Source organism: Chryseobacterium oleae (genome assembly GCF_900115055.1).
Taxonomy (GTDB): Bacteria; Bacteroidota; Bacteroidia; order Flavobacteriales; family Weeksellaceae; genus Chryseobacterium; species Chryseobacterium oleae.
Genome location: NZ_FOVD01000001.1, coordinates 1,044,353 through 1,067,003 on the forward strand (window position 1 = coordinate 1,044,353; position 22,651 = coordinate 1,067,003).

At 37.8% G+C, this 22,651-nt stretch carries 16 protein-coding genes; 2 read left to right on the forward strand and 14 right to left on the reverse strand.

Annotated elements, in window-relative coordinates:
- Window positions 1-52 precede the first annotated feature (52 nt).
- The 6 genes from BM143_RS04660 to BM143_RS04685 form a co-directional block, all read right to left on the reverse strand.
- On the reverse strand, window positions 53-2,812 hold the full coding sequence (locus BM143_RS04660) for a M4 family metallopeptidase (RefSeq protein ID WP_090023393.1): 2,760 nt from the start codon (window positions 2,810-2,812) through the stop codon (window positions 53-55).
- Window positions 2,813-3,179: 367 nt separating this feature from the next.
- Window positions 3,180-3,620 (reverse strand): GreA/GreB family elongation factor, encoded by a 441-nt coding sequence (locus BM143_RS04665; RefSeq protein WP_090023395.1) that lies wholly within the window; start codon window positions 3,618-3,620, stop codon window positions 3,180-3,182.
- A gap of 156 nt (window positions 3,621-3,776) precedes the next feature.
- Window positions 3,777-5,123, reverse strand: coding sequence for an alpha-amylase family glycosyl hydrolase (locus BM143_RS04670; RefSeq protein ID WP_090023397.1), 1,347 nt, complete (start codon window positions 5,121-5,123; stop codon window positions 3,777-3,779).
- Window positions 5,124-5,363: 240 nt separating this feature from the next.
- Complete coding sequence (locus BM143_RS04675) at window positions 5,364-5,960, reverse strand: IS1096 element passenger TnpR family protein (protein ID WP_090023399.1); 597 nt, start codon at window positions 5,958-5,960, stop codon at window positions 5,364-5,366.
- 134 nt (window positions 5,961-6,094) lie between these two features.
- Window positions 6,095-7,126: a sensor histidine kinase gene (locus BM143_RS04680; RefSeq protein ID WP_090023401.1), complete on the reverse strand. Its 1,032-nt coding sequence runs from the start codon at window positions 7,124-7,126 to the stop codon at window positions 6,095-6,097.
- Between the two features lie 48 nt (window positions 7,127-7,174).
- Window positions 7,175-7,852, reverse strand: coding sequence for a response regulator (locus BM143_RS04685; RefSeq protein ID WP_034728755.1), 678 nt, complete (start codon window positions 7,850-7,852; stop codon window positions 7,175-7,177).
- A gap of 198 nt (window positions 7,853-8,050) precedes the next feature.
- Between BM143_RS04685 and BM143_RS04690 the strand changes: the two genes are divergently transcribed.
- Both BM143_RS04690 and BM143_RS04695 read left to right on the forward strand, forming a co-directional pair.
- Window positions 8,051-10,693 (forward strand): TonB-dependent receptor plug domain-containing protein, encoded by a 2,643-nt coding sequence (locus BM143_RS04690; RefSeq protein ID WP_090023403.1) that lies wholly within the window; start codon window positions 8,051-8,053, stop codon window positions 10,691-10,693.
- A 34-nt stretch (window positions 10,694-10,727) separates the two neighbouring features.
- Window positions 10,728-11,951, forward strand: a complete 1,224-nt coding sequence (locus tag BM143_RS04695) for a hypothetical protein (protein WP_090023405.1) — start codon at window positions 10,728-10,730, stop codon at window positions 11,949-11,951.
- 122 nt (window positions 11,952-12,073) lie between these two features.
- On the opposite strand, the gene BM143_RS04700 is transcribed toward BM143_RS04695, so the two are convergent.
- The 8 genes from BM143_RS04700 to BM143_RS04735 form a co-directional block, all read right to left on the reverse strand.
- Complete coding sequence (locus tag BM143_RS04700) at window positions 12,074-14,470, reverse strand: TonB-dependent receptor plug domain-containing protein (RefSeq protein WP_139221986.1); 2,397 nt, start codon at window positions 14,468-14,470, stop codon at window positions 12,074-12,076.
- Between the two features lie 155 nt (window positions 14,471-14,625).
- Complete coding sequence (locus tag BM143_RS04705; RefSeq protein ID WP_090023409.1) at window positions 14,626-15,000, reverse strand: hypothetical protein; 375 nt, start codon at window positions 14,998-15,000, stop codon at window positions 14,626-14,628.
- A 31-nt stretch (window positions 15,001-15,031) separates the two neighbouring features.
- Window positions 15,032-15,499: a hypothetical protein gene (locus BM143_RS04710; RefSeq protein WP_090023411.1), complete on the reverse strand. Its 468-nt coding sequence runs from the start codon at window positions 15,497-15,499 to the stop codon at window positions 15,032-15,034.
- Window positions 15,500-15,641: 142 nt separating this feature from the next.
- The gene (locus BM143_RS04715; protein ID WP_090023413.1) at window positions 15,642-16,880 is read right to left on the reverse strand and encodes an amidohydrolase; all 1,239 of its coding nucleotides are present in this window, start codon (window positions 16,878-16,880) and stop codon (window positions 15,642-15,644) included.
- An 82-nt stretch (window positions 16,881-16,962) separates the two neighbouring features.
- A complete protein-coding gene (locus BM143_RS04720; protein WP_090023886.1) occupies window positions 16,963-17,805 on the reverse strand; it encodes an AraC family transcriptional regulator in 843 nt (280 codons plus the stop codon).
- Window positions 17,806-18,192: 387 nt separating this feature from the next.
- The gene (locus BM143_RS04725; RefSeq protein ID WP_090023416.1) at window positions 18,193-19,527 is read right to left on the reverse strand and encodes an amidohydrolase; all 1,335 of its coding nucleotides are present in this window, start codon (window positions 19,525-19,527) and stop codon (window positions 18,193-18,195) included.
- 699 nt (window positions 19,528-20,226) lie between these two features.
- The gene (gene hemL / locus BM143_RS04730) at window positions 20,227-21,510 is read right to left on the reverse strand and encodes a glutamate-1-semialdehyde 2,1-aminomutase (RefSeq protein WP_090023418.1); all 1,284 of its coding nucleotides are present in this window, start codon (window positions 21,508-21,510) and stop codon (window positions 20,227-20,229) included.
- A 75-nt stretch (window positions 21,511-21,585) separates the two neighbouring features.
- The gene (locus BM143_RS04735; RefSeq protein WP_090023420.1) at window positions 21,586-22,647 is read right to left on the reverse strand and encodes a glucosaminidase domain-containing protein; all 1,062 of its coding nucleotides are present in this window, start codon (window positions 22,645-22,647) and stop codon (window positions 21,586-21,588) included.
- Window positions 22,648-22,651 lie beyond the last annotated feature (4 nt).

Below are 22,651 nucleotides of genomic sequence, written 5' to 3' on the forward strand. Positions count from 1 at the left end.
TACTATTATTTTTTACTTGCTGAACCCCGGAGGATCCGTAAATAATCAGGGATTAATTTTTAATAATCTTCTGAGTAATTTTCTCTTTACCGTTATCCAATGAAAGAATATAAACTCCCTGAAGCAATGCTTCCACGTTGATAGACTGGGATTTGGTTTCGCCAGACTGAACTACGCTTCCACGGGCATCCACAAGCTGATATCTGAATTCTGAACCGGATTGAGATTTAATCTTAATCACATCTTTTACCGGATTTGGATAAACGCTGATTGTACTGTTCTCACCTGAAGTTTCAGCAATCAATGAAGAGATAGCTCCTGCAGAGTTGATTCTTAATGTATAATCTTCCACCTGTCCGTAGTTAAAGGTACCACATGATGATGAAGGCACTGCATTGTATCTCATAATCACTCTCATTCTTGTATTTCCAGTAAGAGCGGTCGCTGGAATAGTTATACTTCCGGACACAGGAGATGTTGTGCTTGCCGTTTTAGACCAGGCTAATTCTCCGCTGTCTGTAAAGTCGCCATCGCCGTTATAATCGATATAAACTGCATATCCTTCACTGTATCTTGTCGAAGTCCATAATGGTGTAATGGAAACGGTATAAGAAGTTCCTTTCGTCACATTTCCAATAACGGAAGTAAAGTTTTCATATCCTGCCGTACCCGTTGATGTTTGATTGATATCCGCGAATTTCACATTGCTGATACGTTCGTCAGCCGTGGAATTACCAGAAGATGAGCAATAAGTAACGGTACCTCCACCAGCTTGCGTGGTAACACTCACTGCATTACTTGCTGCTGAAATATTGCCTGCTGCGTCTTTTGCTTTAACGGTGAAGCTATAAGTAGTGGCCGGGGTCAATCCTGTTACAGAATAAGTGGTAGCAGAGGTAGATCCCAGAAGACTTGTTCCTCTGTACACATCATAACCTGTCACTGCAACATTATCAGTAGATCCGCTCCAGGAAAGTGTGGCAGAGGTTTGTGTAGTACCTGAAGCCACCAATTGAGGCGCAGTAGGTGCCTGAGTATCTGTTGTGGTTCCGCCGGAATAAGCCGTTCCTAATCCTACCGCATAAAATGCATTCTGAGTAGCCTGATGCTCTGCTGAATCTGCACCGTAAAGATCTTTTGCGGATTGAATTCCATAGTTCATAGCATTGGTGTAATTGGAATTTCCTGTAAGATAAGACGTTTCTAATCTGTAGACTATTTTCGCAGCTTTTTCAAATCCTACTCCCGTAACATTGAAGCTGTTTCCGATATCATTGGTTCCGGAACCTCCCATAACCAGAAGATAGAACCAATAATTCAGCACACCGCTATTGTAGTGAACCCCGCAGTTATCGTTGGTATCAGGATTCGGAATACAGGAATTAGTGGCATCTTTCCAATAAGTTCCTTTGTAGGTATCCGGTTGTTTAGACAATCCTGAATTGGGATTGCTCATAGATCTTAAATAATTCGGTGCTACTTTAGTAATATCCTCACCGATTAAAAAGTTTTGTTTCTCCGGTGCGTAAGCATTTTCAATGACGGTTCCCCAGATATCGGAAAGCCCTTCATTCAACGCTCCTGATTCTCTTTGATACACCAGATTAGCGGTTTCCTGACATACGGCATGTCCTAATTCGTGAGCAGTTACATCAAATGCTCCAAGAGGTTTAAAGTTGGTGGCCCCGTCGCCGTACACCATTGCGCTTCCTGTCCAGGCTGCATTTTCCCATGAGTTTCTTACATGAACATAACTGTCAAGAACAGCCCCCTGATTGTCATAACTGTTTCTATTGAATGTATCTTTGAAATAATCGTATGTTTTTTCTACTCCCCAATGAACATCCAGCGCTACATCATTTCCTGTGGAAGAATGTTCTGCCGTTGTCCAGTTGTTATCCGTATCTGTAATATTATTCTTTGTAAGACTGGTATAATTTGCATTATTGTTATTGTAGGTATTGACTCCTCCTCCTCGTGTGTTGTCTTTTAATGCATATTTTCCACTGACAAGCGTGGTTTCAATTGATTTTGTCCCACTGTATTTTGTCTGGGCGCTTCCGGCAACAAAAATTGATGTAAAATCCTGTTTTGATTGGTTTTCCGGCCCTGCAGGAGAAATACCCGTCATTCCTTTTCCGTGAGAATGCTCTCCCGTATGCTTCATAATCTGGTCGTTAAGCAATACGGCTCCTGATTTGGCATCTACATACACGTGAGATCTTAAAAAGGGTTCGGCGGAAAAGATATCAAATTTGTAAGACAATAAAAGTCTGTATTTACCATTTGCAGCTTCAACCGGTAATAATACAAGTTCTCCTTTTGGCTGATAATTAATCTCTCTACCGTATTCCGTGTTGGTCATTAAAACTTTGGCACCTATGTATTTCGTGGCAGTGCTCAATGCAGCAGATTCCGAGACATCAGGCTGGGTATTCAGGTCGTTGGTGTCATATATTTCACCATTCATGCTTACCAGGTTGCCCTTTATATAGTGTAGCATATAATTGGCAAATTCAACCTTAATGCCATCGTGATAGAGCTGGTATTTTTCATCAGAAAAATCACTGAAGAGTTTTGCAGAATTCACCTTTACCATTTTAGATCCTGCAGGAAGATTTAAAACTTCGGAAAATAATTTTCCACTATCAGATAGCGCTACATCTTTCGCAGCGGATCCGGGATTAAAAATAATCAGTGAGGATCTACCATCTTCACTGTTGATTCTTTGCCCAACATATCTTTGGGCCTGTAGAGAAACCCCGCTTACCAGAAGCGGAATTAAAATCGCAAGAATTGATTTGTTTTTCATAAGTAAATTGTTATATTATTTTTGGTGTGTTACCAAATTTAATAATAAAATTCACATAAAAACAATATAAACTTGAATTTATAGCAAAATAATCATAATTATGGTTAAATAATTAAATATATGATAAATAATCAAAATCAAATATTTAACATAATAAATTAACCTAATTATGGCAATTCTATAAATAAATTATCACAACTATTTAAATTAATTAAATATTTTAAACATAAAATTCACTGTAAAATGTGATTTTTTTCATCTATTTATAAATATCACATAGACAAATTTCTAAAATAGAGGATGATTCATAAAAACTTTCCGGCATTGATGATTCATAAAGGGTTTAAACCTGAAAGAATAGACCTACTTACCTAATCTCCAAAATGGTTTGAGAGATATTATTAACAGCAAATGTATCTCCTGTTTTTTTCCCGGACATCGCTTTTGCCAATGGAGATTCAGCAGAAACGGTCATTATCTTCTGGTTTTCGGAGATAATTTCTCCCACGGATACGGTGACATAAAAAATGCCTTTATCTGTTTTCACTAGAGATCCATTCTGCACTTTATCGCAAGGTTCGGTTGATATTTTCTGGATAACCGCGAGCTGGTTCAAAGACTCGTTAAGCTGTCGCTGAAGATTATTGATTTCCTGCTGGAGCATTTCGCGGCCGGTTTCGTATTTATCTCCCATTGAACTTTTCGTATCATTGTTTGAAGCACGGGTTTCTGCAATGAGGTCTTCAAAATTCTGAATTTTGCCGGCGAGTTTTGTTCTTATGATGTTTAATAATTCCTGTTTGTTCATGTCGTGAAAGTTTTCTGGTGGAAAGGTCTTAATTCATCTTCCAAGAGAATGATGGCTTGCAAAAATATGCATTTTGGCTAAAGCCGTCTGCAAATATGCATAAAATAAGCGGGCTAAAGCCCGCCTCTATTGAATATACTATTCCGGATAAGCTCTTTATTTTTCAAAAACTGCGTAATCTGAAACTTTGAAAGCGAAATCTTTTCCAGTGTCAAAATCTCTTTTCGTTCTGTCGAAAATATTACGGAACGTTCCTGAAAGGTTTTGATCTTCGATGGTAAAGTGTACGGGTTCTTTAGACATATTCAGGACAACCAGTACTTCATCTTCTCCGTTTTTTCTCACGTAAGCCAGAATTTTATCGTTGGCTGTTGTGTTCAGCAGGTAGGTTGACACATTCGTATCTCCGCCTCTTAAGGCAGGATTGGAAGATTTCAATTCCAGCAGAGTTCTGTAAAATTCTGCCATCTGGTAGGTATTGGTCCATTTGATGGCGTCTTTCTCAAAGAATTCGAGTCTTTTCATATTGGGAAGTTCCTGTCCTGAATATAACAAGGGAACACCGTTCCATGTTGCTGAGAAAATAGCTATCGGTTTGGTGATTACTCCGTATTTTTCATATTCTGTTCCGTTCCAGGAATTTTCATCATGATTGGACGTAAACCATGCTCTCATGGAAGCATCTCCAATATTGGAATATTGCTGCAACAGGTCTTTAAGTTCCTGAAGCGGCTCATTTTTCTTGTAATAATCGGCCGATTTATGCATCCACTTCCATGAATAGCTGGCATCAAATACTTTTCCGTACTCAGGACTTTCCAGTTCATCAAATTCACCTAACCAGAAAAGCGGTTTTATTTTTTCCACTTCCAGACGGGCCTGCTGCCAGAAATCCACTTCTACCCATGAAGCCAGGTCGCATCTGAAACCATCAATTCCTGTTTCTTTTACCCAGAATTTCATTGCATCAATCATGGCTAGCCTCATCTCCTGATTTTTGTAATCCAGTTCAATGATATCATCCATTCCTGAAGCAATGTGGAATTTTCCATCGTCATCTTTCAGGTAGAATTCAGGATGAGTTTTTGTCCAGATGTGGTCCCAGCCCGTATGATTGGCCACCCAGTCTATGATCACTTTGAATCCAAGTCTGTGAGCCTCATTCACCATATGCTTGAAGTCATTCATGGTCCCGAACTCCGGGTTAATGGAAGTATAATCAGAGGCAGCGTAAGGGCTTCCCAGGCTTCCTTTTTTGTTCTGCTGGGCAATGGGAGTTATCGGCATGAACCAAAGTGTTCTGACCCCCATTTTTTTCAGGCGTGGCATTTCTTTTTCAAATGCCCTGAACGTTCCTTCGGGTGTATATTGTCTGATATTTACTTCATATATATTGGTGGTGTGCTTCCATTCTTTTGGAGAATCCATAGTGTGTGTTGTATTTTGAGTGGTACAGGAAACAATTCCCAGACCAATTACTGCTAGTAGAATTAATTTCTTCATTCATCAATTTTTAACAAAAGTAAGGAAAAATGAAGTGTGTGAAGGTGAATTGTGAGTCATGAAGCGTGAATTTTGCTTCGCAAGTGAATCGTCAATGGTCAATTAATCAATATGCTGTCTTAAGATTCGTTATTGGGCGCGTGCCTGTTTGAAATCTGATGTCTGATATCTGTCAATCTTAAATCTTACATGAAAAAAGCCCCGGACAAAAAATCCAGGGCCTTATATTGTATTCAGATGTTATCTTTCATCGTCGTTGTCTTCTTCATCTTCGAAAACATCATCGTTGTAGTTTTCTTCTTCCTCGTCATCGAAGTTGTCGTCATCTTCGTCTTCAAAACTGGTGCTTCCACCAAAGTCATCTTCAAAGCTGAAATCATCATCCATCAAAGGCATGGCTGATCTCTTTTTGGATCCTCCGGAACCGCTTTTGCTTGGTGCTTTTAACGGAACGTTTCCGAATCTGTATACCGTGATTGGGTAAATCACCCCTTTTGTCTCGTCGATTACTTCTACAAGCTCGCAGAAGAATTCCCAAAGATCAAGAAGCCCGTACTGAAACTGAGCTTTGTCGCCCACACTTTCAAAAGCCTCATCAATGTACACATCTGACATAATTTCGCCATCACCATCGTCACTCATATCTTCCAGGGGAACACTTTTAACAATTGTTCCGTCATCTTCCAACATATTAAAAGTAGAAAGTTCGTCTCCCTGCAGACTGAACGCACTTTTAATTCCCAAATGTAAGTTCCATAGTGATTGTTTTCCTTTTACTTCAATATCACGGAAAATATCCTCTTTCGCATCTAATATTACGCGGATCTTGTAAACCATATCAGTTTCTTAAATTACTTTTTTGCCTTAATTATTATGATAAATCTCTGTTGCAAATATATAATAAATGACATGTGACAAAAAAATATTTCAGGATTTTTTAAAATATTTTTTTTTCTTACATTTTACCAGAATTATTTACTTTTTTCGAGCATAAAACTGAATTTAGTTCCTTCAAGATAAACACTTTCTACGGTTATATTTTCGTTATGGGCTTCCAGGATGTGCTTTACAATTGCAAGGCCTAGTCCTGAGCCCCCTTCCCTTCTGCTTCTGCTGGTTTCCACGCGATAGAATCTTTCGAAAATCCTTGGAAGAATTTCGGCTTTAATTCCCATTCCGTTGTCGATAACTTCAATAAGCACTTTATTTTTAAGAACGCTGGTTTTGACTACGACTTTTGCTTCCTGCCTGTTGGCATAATGAATGGCATTGGAAATTAGATTAATGAAAACCTGCGAAATCTTCTGTTTGTCGGCATCTACAAAGATTTGCGGATGAAGGGTCTGAATCTGCAGCGTCGTATTGTGTTTTTCCGCTTCAAATTCGAGAAGTTCAAAAATTTCCTTAATTAAAAGATTGACATCAAATTTTGAATTGGTAATGCTGATCTCTCCTGCTTCCAGACGGTTGATCATATCCAGATCGGTAACAATAGCAATCAGTCTTTCCACTGATTTATCGATTCTTTCCAGGTATTTATCGCGAATGGTAAGATTGTCCACCCCGCCATCTCTAAGGGTTTCTACGTATCCCTGAATGGAAAACAAAGGGGTTTTAAGCTCATGAGAAACGTTTCCGATGTATTCTTTACGGTAGCTTTCCATTTCTTTCATCATATCGATCTCCGTTACCTGCTGCTGGTTGAGATCCGAAAACCTTTCGCCCAGTTCTTTAATGGTAATGTTTTCGTTATTGTCATGAACAATTTCCATCGGAAGCATCTGTGAAAGTCCACGAACCTGCTTTTTTCCGTAGTAGTTGAAGAGAAGCTCCAGAACAACGTAATTGATGATAAAAATGAGGACCAGACAGATAAAAAGGCCTATTTTAAAGAAAGGCGTCCGGTAATAGATATCCTTCAGCGAATCAAAGATGATCACTAAAAGAAACATCACCAGTGTCAGAAGACACGAGGCGACGAGTGTAAGTCTGTAAAATTTCAATTTTACAAGTTGTTTTTATAGGTTATGTAAAGGTAGGAATTTAAGTTATTAAACGATAAGCTTATAACCGATTCCCTTTAATGTCTGGATGGTATTAATTCCCAGTTTTTCTCTTAATCTTCTGATGTGGACGTCGATGGTTCTTTCTCCTACGATCACGTCATTTCCCCATACTTTTTCAAGAATTTCTTCTCTCTTAAATACTTTTTCAGTGTTTGAAGCCAGAAGATACAACAAGTCGAATTCTTTCTTAGGAAGAAGGAACTGCTGCCCGCTTTTGGAAACTCTGAAATTGTCTTTGTCGATAATCAGGTCACCGATTTCGATCAGTTTTGCATTATCAGACACCTGAGAAGTCAACTGTAGTAAAGCGTTTACTTTAGAGATCAGAATTTTCGGTTTGATCAGTTTTACAATATAATCATTGGCTCCGGCCTGGAATCCTGCAAGCTGTGAGAACTCTTCGCTTCTAGCGGAAAGGAAAACGATGAGTGTTTTCTGAAGTTCTTTTACTTTGCGGAGTTCCTGACATGTTTCGATACCGTCTTTTTCTGGCATCATAACATCTAATAGGATAAGGTCCGGGATGATCTCTTTGGCTTTGTCTATACCTTCGTTACCGTTTGTGGCTGTATAGATGTCGTAGCCTTCTTTTTCTAAGTTGTAAGACAGAATCTCTAAAATATCCAGTTCGTCGTCTATTAAGAGTATTTTCTTTTGGTTCATTTTAAATTTTTACAGAGTCAAAGTTAATAAATTTTAAAGCACAGATGAACAAATCTATTATCGTTCACATAAAGTTAACAATAACTCCCTTTTATTAATGTTTAGTTAAAAAAAAATTAAAACACCCTAAACCATTTACCCCATTAATCTTTTATTCCTTTGCACCGAAAGAATCTAGTAAATAAAGTAAGTAAAATAATGAAAATTAATAAACTTAGCATTGCAGTCGTATTTTTATCCGGATCAATGTTTTACGCTCAGGAAACGAAGCAGGACACGATTATAAAGGAGAAAAAAATTGATGGCGTAGTAATCCAGGGAAGCAGTAACAAGAAAACTGAAACTGCGGTATTAGGAGAACAAAAAAAAGCGGTTATTCAAAAACAGGCTGTAAGTGCTGAAGAGATATCCAGAAAAGGAATCTCTAACGTAGAACAGGGACTTACGAAAGTAACGGGAATCACTACGGTAGAAGGAAGAGGACTTTTCGTAAGAGGTCTTGAAGAACGATACAATTATTTATTGATCAACGGTCTTGGATCTCCTTCCAATAACCCATTCCAGAAGATCATTGCGCTGAAGCAGTTCCCAACGGATGTGGTAGGAAAATTAAACATTTATAAAACTTTCAACTCCAACCTTTACGGAGATTTTGCAGGCGCTACTTTTGATATCGAAACCCTTACGATTGATAAGCCTTTTACAAAAGTGGAATTCAGTGTGGGAGTGAATACTTTGAGTACATTCAGAAACAATTTCAAAGTGGCTGAAGGCGCAGACGGAATGAACGGATATTTAGGATTAAACTCTAAAGACAGAAGACTTCCGGACGAGATCAGAAATTCAAGACCAAGCAACTACAGATTTACACCAAACGAATCAACAAATTCATTCAAAGACTCATGGAATGTAGACAATGTAAAAACAATGCCTAATACAAGCATTGGATTTACTACTGCACAGAAAGTAAAAATGGGATCAGGGAATTTAGGCGTTTTATTCTCTCTAAACCAGGGAAGTAAGTTTGAATATAAGAACGGAGACAACAATCAGTTCAGATCGCTAGGTAAAGGTGCATTCATTGACAATATGAATTTTCTTAACCGTAAGCAATACACTTATGAAACAGAATCTTCCGTTTTATTAGGTTTAGGCTATAAGAACAAAGGGACAAATGTTAACTTAAATGCTATTTATTTACAGAATACAAATAATATCATAGAAGATAACTTCGGATATAAAGACGGCCAGGTCCGTAATAAGGACAGCGGATTTTTCAGAACCAATCAGTTAGATGTTTCAAGATTTTTAGACTTGCAGTTAACAGCGTCTCAGAAAATTGCGGACAGACATCAGGTAAAGGCCGGAGCGAGTTATGTAATGAATAATTATCAGCAGCCTGACAGAAAGATTATAGAAGCTAACCGTATTGATCCTGTAACGAATCAAATGCTTCCTGACGGGTATGTTCAGATGCGTTACGGAGGAAATAACCTGATTCGTCAGTATCTGGATGTAGATTCAAGATTCTATGGTTCAGCGTTCGCAGAATATCAGTTATCATTGGGTGAAAAAGGAGATAAAAAAGACTACCCTATTCAGATTGCTGTAGGTTACAACGGTTTCTCTGATTTCAGAAAAACTTCTTACCGATTTATCTTCGGACGTACATCAGGATCATCAAATCAGGCTCATGTAGTTAATATTGACAGTCCACAGGATGTCTTTAATGCTTCAATAAATGATGGAAGCCTATTTTATCAGGAAGGTTCTGATACTTCTCAGTTCTATTCCAGTTTTTATCAGATCATTAATGGAGGTTATGCTAATATTAACCTTAAACCGAGCGATTCATGGGATATCTTATTGGGAGCGAGGTATGAAAATGATATGACTTTGATCCGTTATTCAAAACAAAGTGACGATAATAAGCAGAATTTAGAGAAAAATAAAGATTTCTTCCTGCCTTCATTATCCATTAAAAAAGCAATTAACAGTAAAAATAATTTAAGATTCTCTTTCAGTAAAACGGTTACTCGTCCTATCCTGATCGAGACTATGCCAATTACTTATATTAACCCGGATAACGTAAACATCGTAGGTAACCCTGAAATTAAAAACAGTGAAAACTACAATTTCGATTTGAAATGGGAATATTTCCCTACCAACAAGGAAATGTTTGCTGTTAACCTATTCGCTAAAAGAATCGACAATGCCATTGAACGTTCATTAGTAGCTTCAGGAAATGCAACAGGTTCTACGATCACATTCTTCAATGCTAAAAAAGCGGATTTATTTGGGGTAGAATTGGAAGGGATTTTCAGTTTAAGCAGAATATCAGAATCTCTTCATAATTTCACTTTGGGAGCTAATGCCACCATCATGTACTCTGATGTTGAAAGAAGTGCAGATCAGCTGAAAATGGAAGAGCCAGAGTGGTTCAAAACAACTGGGGAAACATTACGTAAAAGAGGTCTTCAGGGAGCTGCTCCTTATACCATTAATGCTGATTTAAAGTACGAACTTAAAAACCGTAACAACTTAGCCCATACTTTCTCTCTTGTATATAACGTATCAGGAAGCAAAATATATGCAACAGGAGGTGCAGGTACAGATAACTACTACGAAAAGCCATTTAGCCAGATCGATTTTGTATACCAGGGGCAACTATCCAAAAACTGGAATGTAAAACTGGGAGTACAGAATATCTTAGACAGCAAATATAAAATCTTATTGGGTGACAAAAATTATCTCCCGCTTAATTTAGAGGAAGGAAATAATACGTTGGTCAACTATTACAGAGGTATCACATTCAACTTTACCGTAGGGTATACATTCTAAATAAATTAATAAAAAATAAAAATAAAGTATAAAAATGAAAAGAAGAGTTTTATCATTATTATCGTTAACAGCCGTGTTAACATTAGCCTTAAATTCATGTACTATCGAGGTAAATGATGGCTTAGGAGACGGTACTACAGTTACTACTCCGGGAACTACTGAAAGTGTATTAAGCGGAAGCGGAACATTATCAGGAACTATTTCAAAAGATATCCTTATCAAAAAAGGAAGTTATACATTAGACGGAATCGTAAAAATTACAAATAACGCGACCATCACTATCGAAGCAGGAGCTACTTTCAATGTAGTAACTTCTAAAACAAGTGGTTTAGTGATTCTTCAGGACGGAAAGATCAACGCCGTAGGTACAGCTGCTGAGCCGATTGTATTCACTACTGCTACTAAAACTCCTGGAGACTGGGGTGGAATTACCATCTACGGAAGCGCGCCTATCAAAGCGGTGAACGGAAATACACAAGCTCTTTCTGAAGATGGAAATAACGTTTACTACGGAGGAACTGATGCCAATTCAAACTCTGGAACCATGAAGTTTGTAAGAGTAGAATACGCTGGTAAAAAGATCGGTGACGGTACTTCTGAAACCAACTCTATGACATTCTATGCCGTAGGAGCAGGAACTACTTTAGAGAACCTTGTAACTTATAAAGGAACTGACGACGGATATGAATTCTTCGGTGGAACTGTAAGTGCTAAAAACATCGTTTCTTACGGTAACTTCGATGACTCATTCGACTGGCAGGATGCATGGAGCGGACAGAACAATACCAACTGGTATGCTTTCCAGACAGGAACAGGTAACTTCGGTATGGAAATCGAAGCTTCCGGTAATGCTGACAACGTAGCACCAAAAGTATCTAACATTACTTTAATCAGAGATACGAATACCAACCCTGAATCTGCTAACTCTCCTGAAATCTCTGCAATCCAGTTCAAAAAACACGGAACAGGAATTTTCACAAATGTTTATATCAGCGGTTATAAAAATATCGGAACTCAGAAAGCTTATAGCGTACTGATCCAGGATGCAGCTACAGAAACAAGCCAGGTAAATACCGGAAAAGTGGTTGTAGCTCCTCTTACTTACTTAAACTCTGACAATGCAGGAGTTTGGGGATATGCATACTCTCCAAACGGTGCTAAAACGTTCACCAATGCTACTACTGTTACCAAAGTATCTCTAACTCCTGGAGCTTGGGCTACAGTAGACGGAGTAAACCTTTTAGCAGGATTACAATAAGTAACTAGTTTCTTCATATCTAATTTTAAAAGCCATCAGGAAAAAATCCTGATGGCTTTTTACTTTATACAGAACATAAACCGGATTTAGAATGCCTATTGTGTGAAGTTTCCGGTCTGATATTACTTTAGCGTTTCATTATAGTAAACCGGGATATAATTATTTTTATCATAACCCATCATGATGACTTTATAGCTTTTAGCCTCGTCATTATTGTAGAACTGTACTTTGGCAGCTTCTTTCTGAACCTCCAGATAAGGATTCCAGTAAAGAACGGAACGTACATCTTGTGAAATTTTTCTCATCTCCTCGCTGCTGTAATCCGGGCTGATAAAAGGAGGCTCTTTTTGATATCCTTTTAATGAAATCTGTTTTAGCATACTGGGTTTTGTAGAGTTCGCGGAACCTGCACTGCCACCTCTGCGCGTATATATCGCTATAGCCCCGTTTCCGCCGCCAAAACCACCGGCAAAATATCCTTTGATGACTTTTACCATCGCAATATCCGAAATGGGAATAGAGGAAATATAATCTGTATTCACGGGCATTTCATCAAGGTAGATTCCTACGCTTGATCCTCTCAACATTGGAACATAAGTACCTCCCTTCGACTGTATTTCCAGGCCTGCAACCCTACCCTGCAGCCACTGCAAAATATTTGTGTTGGCACTGTTGTTATTATCATTAACAAAATCAAAAACAACCTCATTCCCACTTTTAAATAAAGAACTGCTCAATTGATTATTCAGATTCTTTGTTAAATTTTTCTTCTCTCCTTTTAATTTAACCTCCGCAATGTCTGTCACATTTTCACTGATTGTTTTCTGACTGTTTTTATTGACTACAAATTTTGCGATTTCATCCGGCAGTTTTTCATTAGCATCACGTTTTACCAGCATATACCGACTTTCCGGCAGACTCCCTTTATAGGATGTAAATTCGAAATTAGGTTGAAAAATCACCTGAACCTGTTCTTTTGGAATTTTCTGTTCAGGATTCAGCTGATAGGAAACTTTTAAAACATCTTCAAACACCAATCCGTTTAAGCTAAAAAAGCCTTTATCATCCGTTTTTATCTGATGAAAACCACTCGGCTGATTGGAAGAATTTGAAAAAACAAGATTAAGGATCATATTGGGAGCCGGCTTTTCCTGCACTGAAACTTTTCCCTTGTATGACAGATAATTTTCAGGTTTATTTTTAATGATGGGATAATTTCCCAGCATCAGCATTTTCCAGTCGAACCTTTTCCATTTTTCAGAAATCAGTAAAGCATCTAGTGCTTCAGAATTACTGTTTTTAGTAAAGTATCGGGCCGGAGCATTAATTTTAGAATCAATATCACCTGTGAGCCATAAAGTACTTAGAAGACTGTTGTCATCTTCTGAACTTTTACTGTTTCCGTCCATAATGAGTACGGAATAGTCAGATTCACTGTCATCCTTTGGAACACTGAATGAATTGATAGCACGCGGATTTTCATTCAACGATAAAGACTGAAGGCCCGGCTTTTTGATTTTTAATAATTCTGGCTGTACAAAACAAAGTCTCTGAGCGACTATATTCTCCTGATCATCAAAAACACTGATCTGTAAGACGCCGTTCACCAGTTTATCAGCCGGAATAGATAGTTCCTGACCTGATATTTTGCCTGCCACAGCTTTGTAAACCATCTGATTGTTCATCGTTCCTATAATCTTATACCCTTTGGATACCGGCAGATTTTTGCCGTTTAAAGTAAAAGTAACAGCCTTCGAATCACTTTTCAACTGCAAATGAATCCCTGATGATGCTACGTTCGGAAGATCAACGCTATGCTTAGCTCCGGCGGCATCAGAAACAATCAGCTTATAATTCTTTCCATTTTGCGGTGTCAATTCAAAAGCCCCTACATTTTCATCAAAACCACTGAGGCTTACAATTTTAGTATCTGGTTTTTCAGCATCTATGACATAGCCACTCCATTTTGAAGGTGTAAATCCTTTGGAACGAAGCCTTACTGCAAATTTTGTTCGAATTCCGTCTATAAAAGTTCCGCTTTCCGGATATACTGCGGCATTCCAAGCCGAGAGAGAGTCTTTTACAAGCTTTTCCGACGAAGATGGGTTATAAATTTCAATAGGCCGTATCAGTTGAAAATCCTCACTGAAGTTGGTCATCCAGGTTGTATAAGCCCGTATATAATAGACATTTTCTTTTAAATTTTCCGGAATAGCCATGCTCCCGCTTCCTTTTCCATTCAGCAGGGGAACAATTGTTTTAGTGATCTGGCTTTTGTTCTGGTCATAGAGTTCTACAAAAAGGTTGGTAGAAATTGCAGAAGGATTATAGCCTTCAAATACAAAGGACTTAAACCACAAATTTTCCCCAGCCAGATAGCTGTTCTTGTCAAAAAGCAAATGTATTTTTTCCTGTGGATATTTTTCTTTAAATGTATTCAGAGCTTCTTCAGCTTTAAGCTGTGAACTCAAATCATAAGCCATGCTTAAAGCAAATAGGAGTATTAGTTTTTTCATCATCGTATGAATTCTGATTTGGTATTTTATTTTGAATACTAAAAATAATCTTTTTATGAATATATCAAACCAAACATTTATTTTTTTTGATTAGACCCATTTTTCAAATGAATTCACACTTAAAAGCCATTAGGATTTTTCTGTTGGTTTTTTATTAATTAGCTTCCCCAATCGACATCTTTATGTAGGTTTTTTATCTCTTCTGATATTTGATATTCGTTTTTTATAATGTAATCATACCAGTCGTTGGGAATGATGACATTGTAATTCAATACATATTCTGGTAAATCATCAGGCCAGGACCAAATTCCATCTGTCAATATCAAAAAAGCTCCTGATCTTATTTCTTTTGTAAATAAGTGCGGAAAATTCATAGCGCTGGTTGCTGCAACAATTCCTCCTAAATTCAGATAATTGATTAACTTGTCCTTATCATATAATGCATTCACTTCTTCATTAATGTAAAGGTTTATTGATGGGAAATTTTGATACTTCACCCCATATTCTTTCCACAGTCCAAATTCTTTATACATTGCTGTTTACAATTTAAAATTCTATATCATTTTATACACTTATTACTGGCACATACCTATTTTCGCAAAACCTGATAAACTCTTCAGAATTTCCGGGAGGTGGCTCTTCTCCGGTGATGCAGGCATAATCCGGATTCAGATATCTTTTTATTCTGTAGTACATCAGCAAGCTCTCTCTTGAATCTACTTTGTTTCCATAAATAGAAGCTCCAAAAATCATTTTCCTGTCATCTGTATATCGTAATGTAAACTGTTTTAGTTCAGAAGTCTCAGCGAGGTTTTGCCAATAAATAATATAATCAACGCCTGGGTTTTGATCAAGGTAAGTCAGCAGGTCTTTTACATTATCAAAAGTTCCCTCCACTTTATTTCCATATTGAGGTATCGGATAATCTTCAGATAACTCTTTGTTTTGGGGCAAAAATTCATCCAAAAACTTGTAAACAAGACCGGAATCTCTCTTATTAACCAAATAATATGAATCTATATATTGAGGCATCTTTCTATTGATATGAGTTTTTAGTTTCTCATCTGCAAAATATAAACAAATAATCACACCTACAATACACCGAAAAAGCCATCAGAAAAATCCAATGGCTTTATTCACAAAAAACAAGTATATTAAAAAATATATATTTCAATTAAGGTCTCCAGAACAGATTTCCTTCGTTCATTAGGGCTTCTGTTTTAGATATTCTGGAAACGGCTTCAGCAGAACATGAAGCATCGGCCAGTACAATGGAAGCTTCGTCGCCCGGCTTTGGCCATTGCTGTTTTCCTTTATCATCCAAAGGAAGAATACTTTGAGTAGCAAACTGAAGTGTTCTGGACAGATCAAATTCAGTTTCATATCCGTAAAGCTCAGCAATAAGATTCGCTTTCTGCAGCATATTTCCTGAACCGAAAGTACTCCAGTAATCCTGAACATTATCATTTCCGATCAGAACATTCACTCCATACTTTTTTAAGACAGGAATCGGCATTATCGTTCCTCTAAAAGGTACAGAAGAGGCAATTCCCACTTTTCCTTCTGCCAGTCTTTCTGCTATTTTTTCCGTTTCTTTTGTTGAAAGATGTCCTAAAGCAAAAGCGTGGCTTACAAATGTTTTTCCCTGCAACTGCGGGTTTTCAATCGCTTTATCGATCAGATAATTAATGGTCTTCATCCCGGATTCTCCTGCTTCATGCAAATGGATGTCAATTCCTTTTTGATGATCTAAAGCCAGCTGTACCGTAAAGTCAAGCACCTTTTCGATGTTCCCATCAATACTCAAAGGATCAAGACCTCCGATAAAACCTACACTTTTCAGTTGCGCCGCTTCTTTCATCAAAGGAATTGTATCGGTATAATACAAACCATGCTGTGGAAATGCTACAAGTTCAGCTTTAAAAGAATCTTTTTTGTGCTCTAAAGCTTGTTCCAGATGTTCCAAAGATTTTAAACCTGAGGTAGGATCAATATTAAAATGAGTTCTCGCAAAATGAGTTCCGTAATGCTGTAACAGACTGATCAGCTGCTCTGCCCTTTCCACGGAGGTTTTTAAAAGTTCAGGGATAATTTCCTGCTCATAAGCGATCATATCCTTTACCGTTCTCCGCTTCGGCGAAAGTGCCTGCCACGGAAGTCCGTACCATGTTTTATCAAGATGGATGTGCATATCTCTGAAAGCAGGAAGCATCAGAAAACCTTTGGCATCCAAGGCATCAGAAGCAGGATTATTCGGCTTTACAGCTTTGATTTTCCCTTCTTCTATATCCACACTGAAAAGATCAGTTTTTGTTCTGATCACTTCTCCTTCATCATATTCAAATCCCGTTTCGAGACGGACATTTTTGAGCGAATATGTTCCTTTTGCAACCAATTGATACGGAAACTGCATGACTTATCTTTTAACAGGACAAAGTTACGCCGGCTTTGCTTCAGAGCCGGTGTATCAATTATGCTTTGTTTTGTATGGATTATTATTTGAACTGCGACGGAGTCATTCCCGTCTGTGCTTTGAAAAACTTGGAAAAGCTCGCATGATCATAGAAACCAAGATCATAGACAATATCCTTGACTGACATTTCGGATACTTTTAAAAGACGCTTTGCCTCCAGTAAAATCCTGTCCTGGATCAAAGAAGAAGCCGAAGCATTCAGATTTTTTTTACAGACAATGTTTAAATAATTGGCAGAAATATTAAGCTTCTCCGCATAGAAAGACACCGACCTTTCTGTTCTGAAATGTTCATCAATCAGCTGTAAAAATTTAGAAATAATAGGATTGGAATGGTACATTTCAAAATCTTTAAAAGCCCCTTCCACCGATTTACTGACCAGCAAACCGATCAGCTCGCTGCGTTTTTGAATGACTTCCCAAAATACATGCTCCTCACTCACCTCTTTCTGGATGGCCTGAAATTCATACAGGAAAGTCCCAAAAGTTTCTTTGGAAAGATTAATCACCGGATGACTTTGATAGTAAGAAGCTGAAAACCTCAGCGAAGGAAGAAAACTCTCAAACCAGTCTCTGCTGATCATCAGCTGATACCCTACCGTTTCCTTTTCAATCACCCACTGATGCACCTGATCCGGAAAAACAAGATGAATCTGGCTGTTTCCCACCTCATATTCCGTGAAATCAATGGTGTGACTGCCTTTTCCGTGTTCAAAAAGATTGATGATAAAGAAATCATGTTTGTGGGGCTCATCAATGGAACGTTCCCCGTACAGTTCATTAAACAGCAGATGGCAGCCCTGATGCTGGTTTTCGCTGAACTCCTGAATGCCTAAAACGGGAAAATGATCTGTATGATGACCCACTTGATCTGATTTTCTCTTAAAATTAGTAAAATTTATGCGAGAAATCTGAACGGATGGAGATATTTTCATTTTTAAACCGGATTGATTGTTTCTTAACCACAAAATGCACCGATTAAAGAAATACTTTTTGAAACATTAAGAGGAATGAAGGAGGTAAGGAAAATTAAGAAAAAAATCAGTTGATTTTTTTTAAGCTGTGTTTCTTAAAAAGCGAAGCTCTACTTAATATTCTTAAAACCTGAATCAATCTTAATGGTTCAGTATTTTCAGAAAAAGATCTGTACAATCTGATCAATCTGCGCGAAATTATTTCTTATCCACAAAAATTTTTAAACACTTAAGCTATTTTAAGTTGAAAGTATTAAGTGATCTTTCATTCTATTATTTTTAATAAACCACATTTCCCTGATGAACTAAAGATTCCACATTTGAAATTCTTGATACTGCTTCTGCCGAACAGCTAGCATTCATCAGCACAAATTCAGCCTGATCTCCAGCCTTTGGCCATTGTTGGTTTCCTTTATCATCCAATGGAAGAACATTCGCCGTCGCCAGTTTCAGACTTCTTGATAATAAAAACTCTGTAGAATATCCATACAGTTGCGCCATCTGATTCGCTTTCTGAAGTACACTTCCTGTCCCGAAAGTATTCCAGTGATCTATGATACTGTCATTCCCGGTCAGAACCGTTACATTATGTTTGTACAGCGCAGGAATCGGCATGATGAGGTTTCCGAAAGGGATCGTAGAAACAATTCCGATCTGAGATTCAGCCAGTTTTTCAGCTATTTCTTCCTGTTTTGTTTTGTCTAATTTGGCTAAAATAAAACAGTGACTCAGGTATGTTTTTCCTTTCAGGGAAGGATTTTCATTGACTTTTCTGATGAGATATTCCACGGTACTCAACCCTGATTCGCCGGTTTCATGAAGATGGATATCAATTCCTTTTTTGTGATCTAAAGCCAGTTGCACCGTAAAATCAATCGTTTTTTCAATATTTCCGTCAATGTTAAACGGATCTACTCCACCAATAAAATCAATATCCATCTGAGCCGCTTCTTTCAAATACGGGACTGAATCTGTATAAAACACGCCGTGTTGAGGAAAAGCAACCAGTTCAGCTCCGAAACCTTTCTTTTTATGGTCTAAAGCCTTCTGAAGGTTCTTTAATGAATCCAGTTTTGAGGTGGGTTCAATATTGACATGACTTCTTGCAAACGATGTTCCCTTTGATTGCAGCAATTCAATCATCTTTTCTGCTTTGAACGTTGAGTTTTTCAGCATTTCGGGAAGCATTTTCTGTTCAAGCGCAATCATTCCTTTTACGCCACCCGTTCTTTTTCTGACCGCCTGCCATTGATCACCGTAAAACGTTTTATCCAGATGAATATGCATATCTTTAAATGCAGGAAGCATCAGCATTCCTTTCGCATCAATAGCTTTTGTATTGGGTTGATTCGGAGCAATACTTTTGATTTTTCCGTTTTCAATTTCAATATAAAAAAGATTGGTTTTGGTGGAAATGACTTCTCCTTCTTCATATTCAAAACCGGTTTCCAAACGAACATTCTTAAGACTTAATTTTCCTTTTGCCGAAACGTTTTGTTCTCCACGAAAAGGAGATGCTCCCATGATATTGGGCATTAGGCTAAGTCCGGCTGCGGCCAGTGCTGAATTTCTTATAAAATCTTTACGGGATATCGTATTGTCAGAGGTCTTCATTTCCAAACTATTTCATACAAAAATAGAAAGAACGGAAAGGATGAAGGTGTACGGTTTATTACAATCTCTGTATGATTTATTGAATGGCTTGATTTGTTTTGCCTTGAAAATATTAACCCATTATGATTTAATAAGCTTTTAAGAATATTAAGTTTGAGCTTCGCCATAAGATACACGTCTAAAAAAATCAAATGATTTTTTCTTAACTAACCTAAGTTTGGGATAAGAAAATTAAGATTGAAAGGCTCCGGGTTTCTGGATGCGGGTTTGCGATTTGCAAGTATATAGGGTTACCTGTAAAATATTTGGAAGTTTTTTTGACGCAAAGATTGATCTTGTTAACGTTTTAGTTTTGAGGAAGGCAAAGACTATGACTGCGTCACTGGTGAAGCGATCTGTATACAACATCCACTTCATCGAATCAATGAAATTAATTCCACCTTTGCTCCCCTTTTTGAGTAAAATAATCAATTTCTTTGCGTCAAAATAAACATCCTGAAATCACTGTTAAAAAAACACCTTATCCCGAGCTCACGTTAACTAAACTTATCTCCTTCATTCACCTTAATGGTTCAAAAAAAATTTCAGACATCAATCTGTGTGATCAGATTATTTTATATGACATTAGCCCAGAAACTTTATAGTAAAAAAAGAACCGGATTATAAAACCCGGTTCTATTATAATGTATTTGTTTAATTTTAAGAAAAATCAAAATTTCTTACTGCTTCAAGCGTCCTGTCAATTTCTTTGTCCTTGATCGCATCACTAATGAAATACGTTTCATAGCCACTTGGCGGAAGATATATTCCATTCTGAAGCATCTGGTGAAAGAAATTATTAAACAGTGAATGATTGGAAGCCGCAGCTTCATCAAAATTAGAAACGCTGTTGATGTGGAAAAATACAGACATCATCGATCCTTTTCTGTTGATTTTATGGGCAATTCCTTTTTCATTCAGAATTTTTCCGATTCCAAAATCCAGTGTTTCTGCTGTTTTGTTGATTCTGTTAAAGAATTCAGGATCATTTTTGATCAGCTGTAATGTTTTCAATCCGGCTCTCATCGCCAATGGATTTCCACTTAAGGTTCCGGCCTGATAAACGCCTCCTTTAGGTGCCAGGTGATCCATAATTTCGTTTCTTCCTGCAAATGCGCCTACCGGAAGTCCTCCACCGATCACTTTTCCGTAAGTAACAAGGTCAGCTTTCACATTATACAATTCCTGTGCGCCTCCGAAAGCCAGTCTGAAACCGGTCATTACCTCATCAAAAATCAATAGAGCTCCGTTTTCATCACAGATCTTTCTTAAGTTTTGAAGGAAATTGTTTTCAGGAAGTACACAACCCATGTTTCCGGCAACAGGCTCAATGATTACGGCTGCAATTTGTCCCTGGTTGTGACGGAACAAATCTTCTACCTGCTCAAAATCGTTATAACGGGCCAAAAGAGTGTCTTTAGCTGTTCCTTCCGTTACACCCGGAGAATTCGGGTTTCCGAAAGTAGCTGCACCACTTCCCGCCTTGATCAGGAATGAATCTGAGTGTCCATGATAACAGCCTTCAAATTTAACGATCTTGTCTCTTTTTGTAAAGCCTCTGGCCAGTCTTACAGCACTCATACATGCTTCCGTACCTGAAGAAACCATTCTGATCTGGTCTATATTCGGGACATTTTCTACGATGAATTTTGCAATTTCTGTTTCCAGTTCTGTAGGGGCTCCGAAAGAAAAGCCTTTTTCAGCCTGTATTTTCAGTTCTTCCAGTACTTCAGGATGGGTGTGACCTAAAATAGCCGGTCCCCATGAATTGATATAGTCGATATAGGTATTGTCATCTGCATCGGTAAGGTAAGCTCCTTTTGCCGATTTCATGAATACAGGAACTCCTCCTACTGATTTGAATGCTCTAACCGGAGAATTAACTCCTCCCGGAATGTATTTGTAGGCTTCATCAAATAAAGCCGAACTTCTTTGGTATTTCATATTTTAGTTGAACGTTGAAAGCTTATAGTTTTACAATTAATGAGCAACTGTCCACCAGAAACTTACAACAAAAAATTAATTTCTGGGTTTTTTATCAATCAAATAAATCAGCTGGCCTGCAGACGGTTTTTGTCCTTCGTCCATTCTGTTTTTTGCGTATAATTTATGTAATTTGATTCCGAATTTCTGAGCGATATCGTGCATATCTTCACCGGATTCAGCTTTGTAGACGGCTGTATTTCCTGCAGAATTTTTAGATTCAAGGAATACAATATCGTTTTTCTTTAATACATCGCTTTCCAGTTCATTCCATTTAACAAGTCTGCTCTCGCTTACTCTGAATTTATCTGCAATGAATTTAACGGTAGTATCTTCAGGAATGACAATATATCTTAAACCTTCGTTAGGATGGGTTTTGATAAGAATTGAATTAAGAACTTCAGCTTTTGTTTTAATTCTTTCCACTCTTTTTTGCTGCTGAGCATAAGAAGTTTGCTTATAAGGAACTTCTACGGTAACCTGATCTTTCGCTTTCTTGGTAACCATTTTTGAAGGTTCCAGCTGAGCCATAAATGTTCGGTCATCTTTCAGATCCGGATACATTTTAAGAACAGCATACAGAACTTCTCTTGAGCTGGTATCGTCGAACTCATAAAGTCTGTATTTTTCAATTTTAGTGATCAGGATGGAAGCATAACGGGGATTCGTTGCGTACCCTGCTTTTTTAAGACCATGTGCCCACGCTTTGTAATCTTTCATATTCAGATTGAAAAGGTTTGCGTAATATTTTCTTGTCGATAAAAATACCGAATGATCTTCGTAGGACTGTCTCGGATCGTCATAAACACGGAAGCATTCATTGGGAGCGTCATCCGTATGCTTCATGGTTTTTCCTGTCCAGTCTTCTTTACATTTTATTCCGAAGTGATTTTTGCCTTCCTGAGCCAGTCTGCTTTGCCCTCCCCCGGTCTCTAAGAGTCCCTGAGCCAATGTAATAGAAGCGGGAATTTTATACTTTTCCATTTCCTCTACCGCATATTTAGCGAATTTCTGAATGTACTGGTCTTCAGTAGCCCAAGATTGAGCTGAGAATTTTGATAAAACTAAAAGGCTTACGAGTAAGAAAAGTCTTTTCATGTTT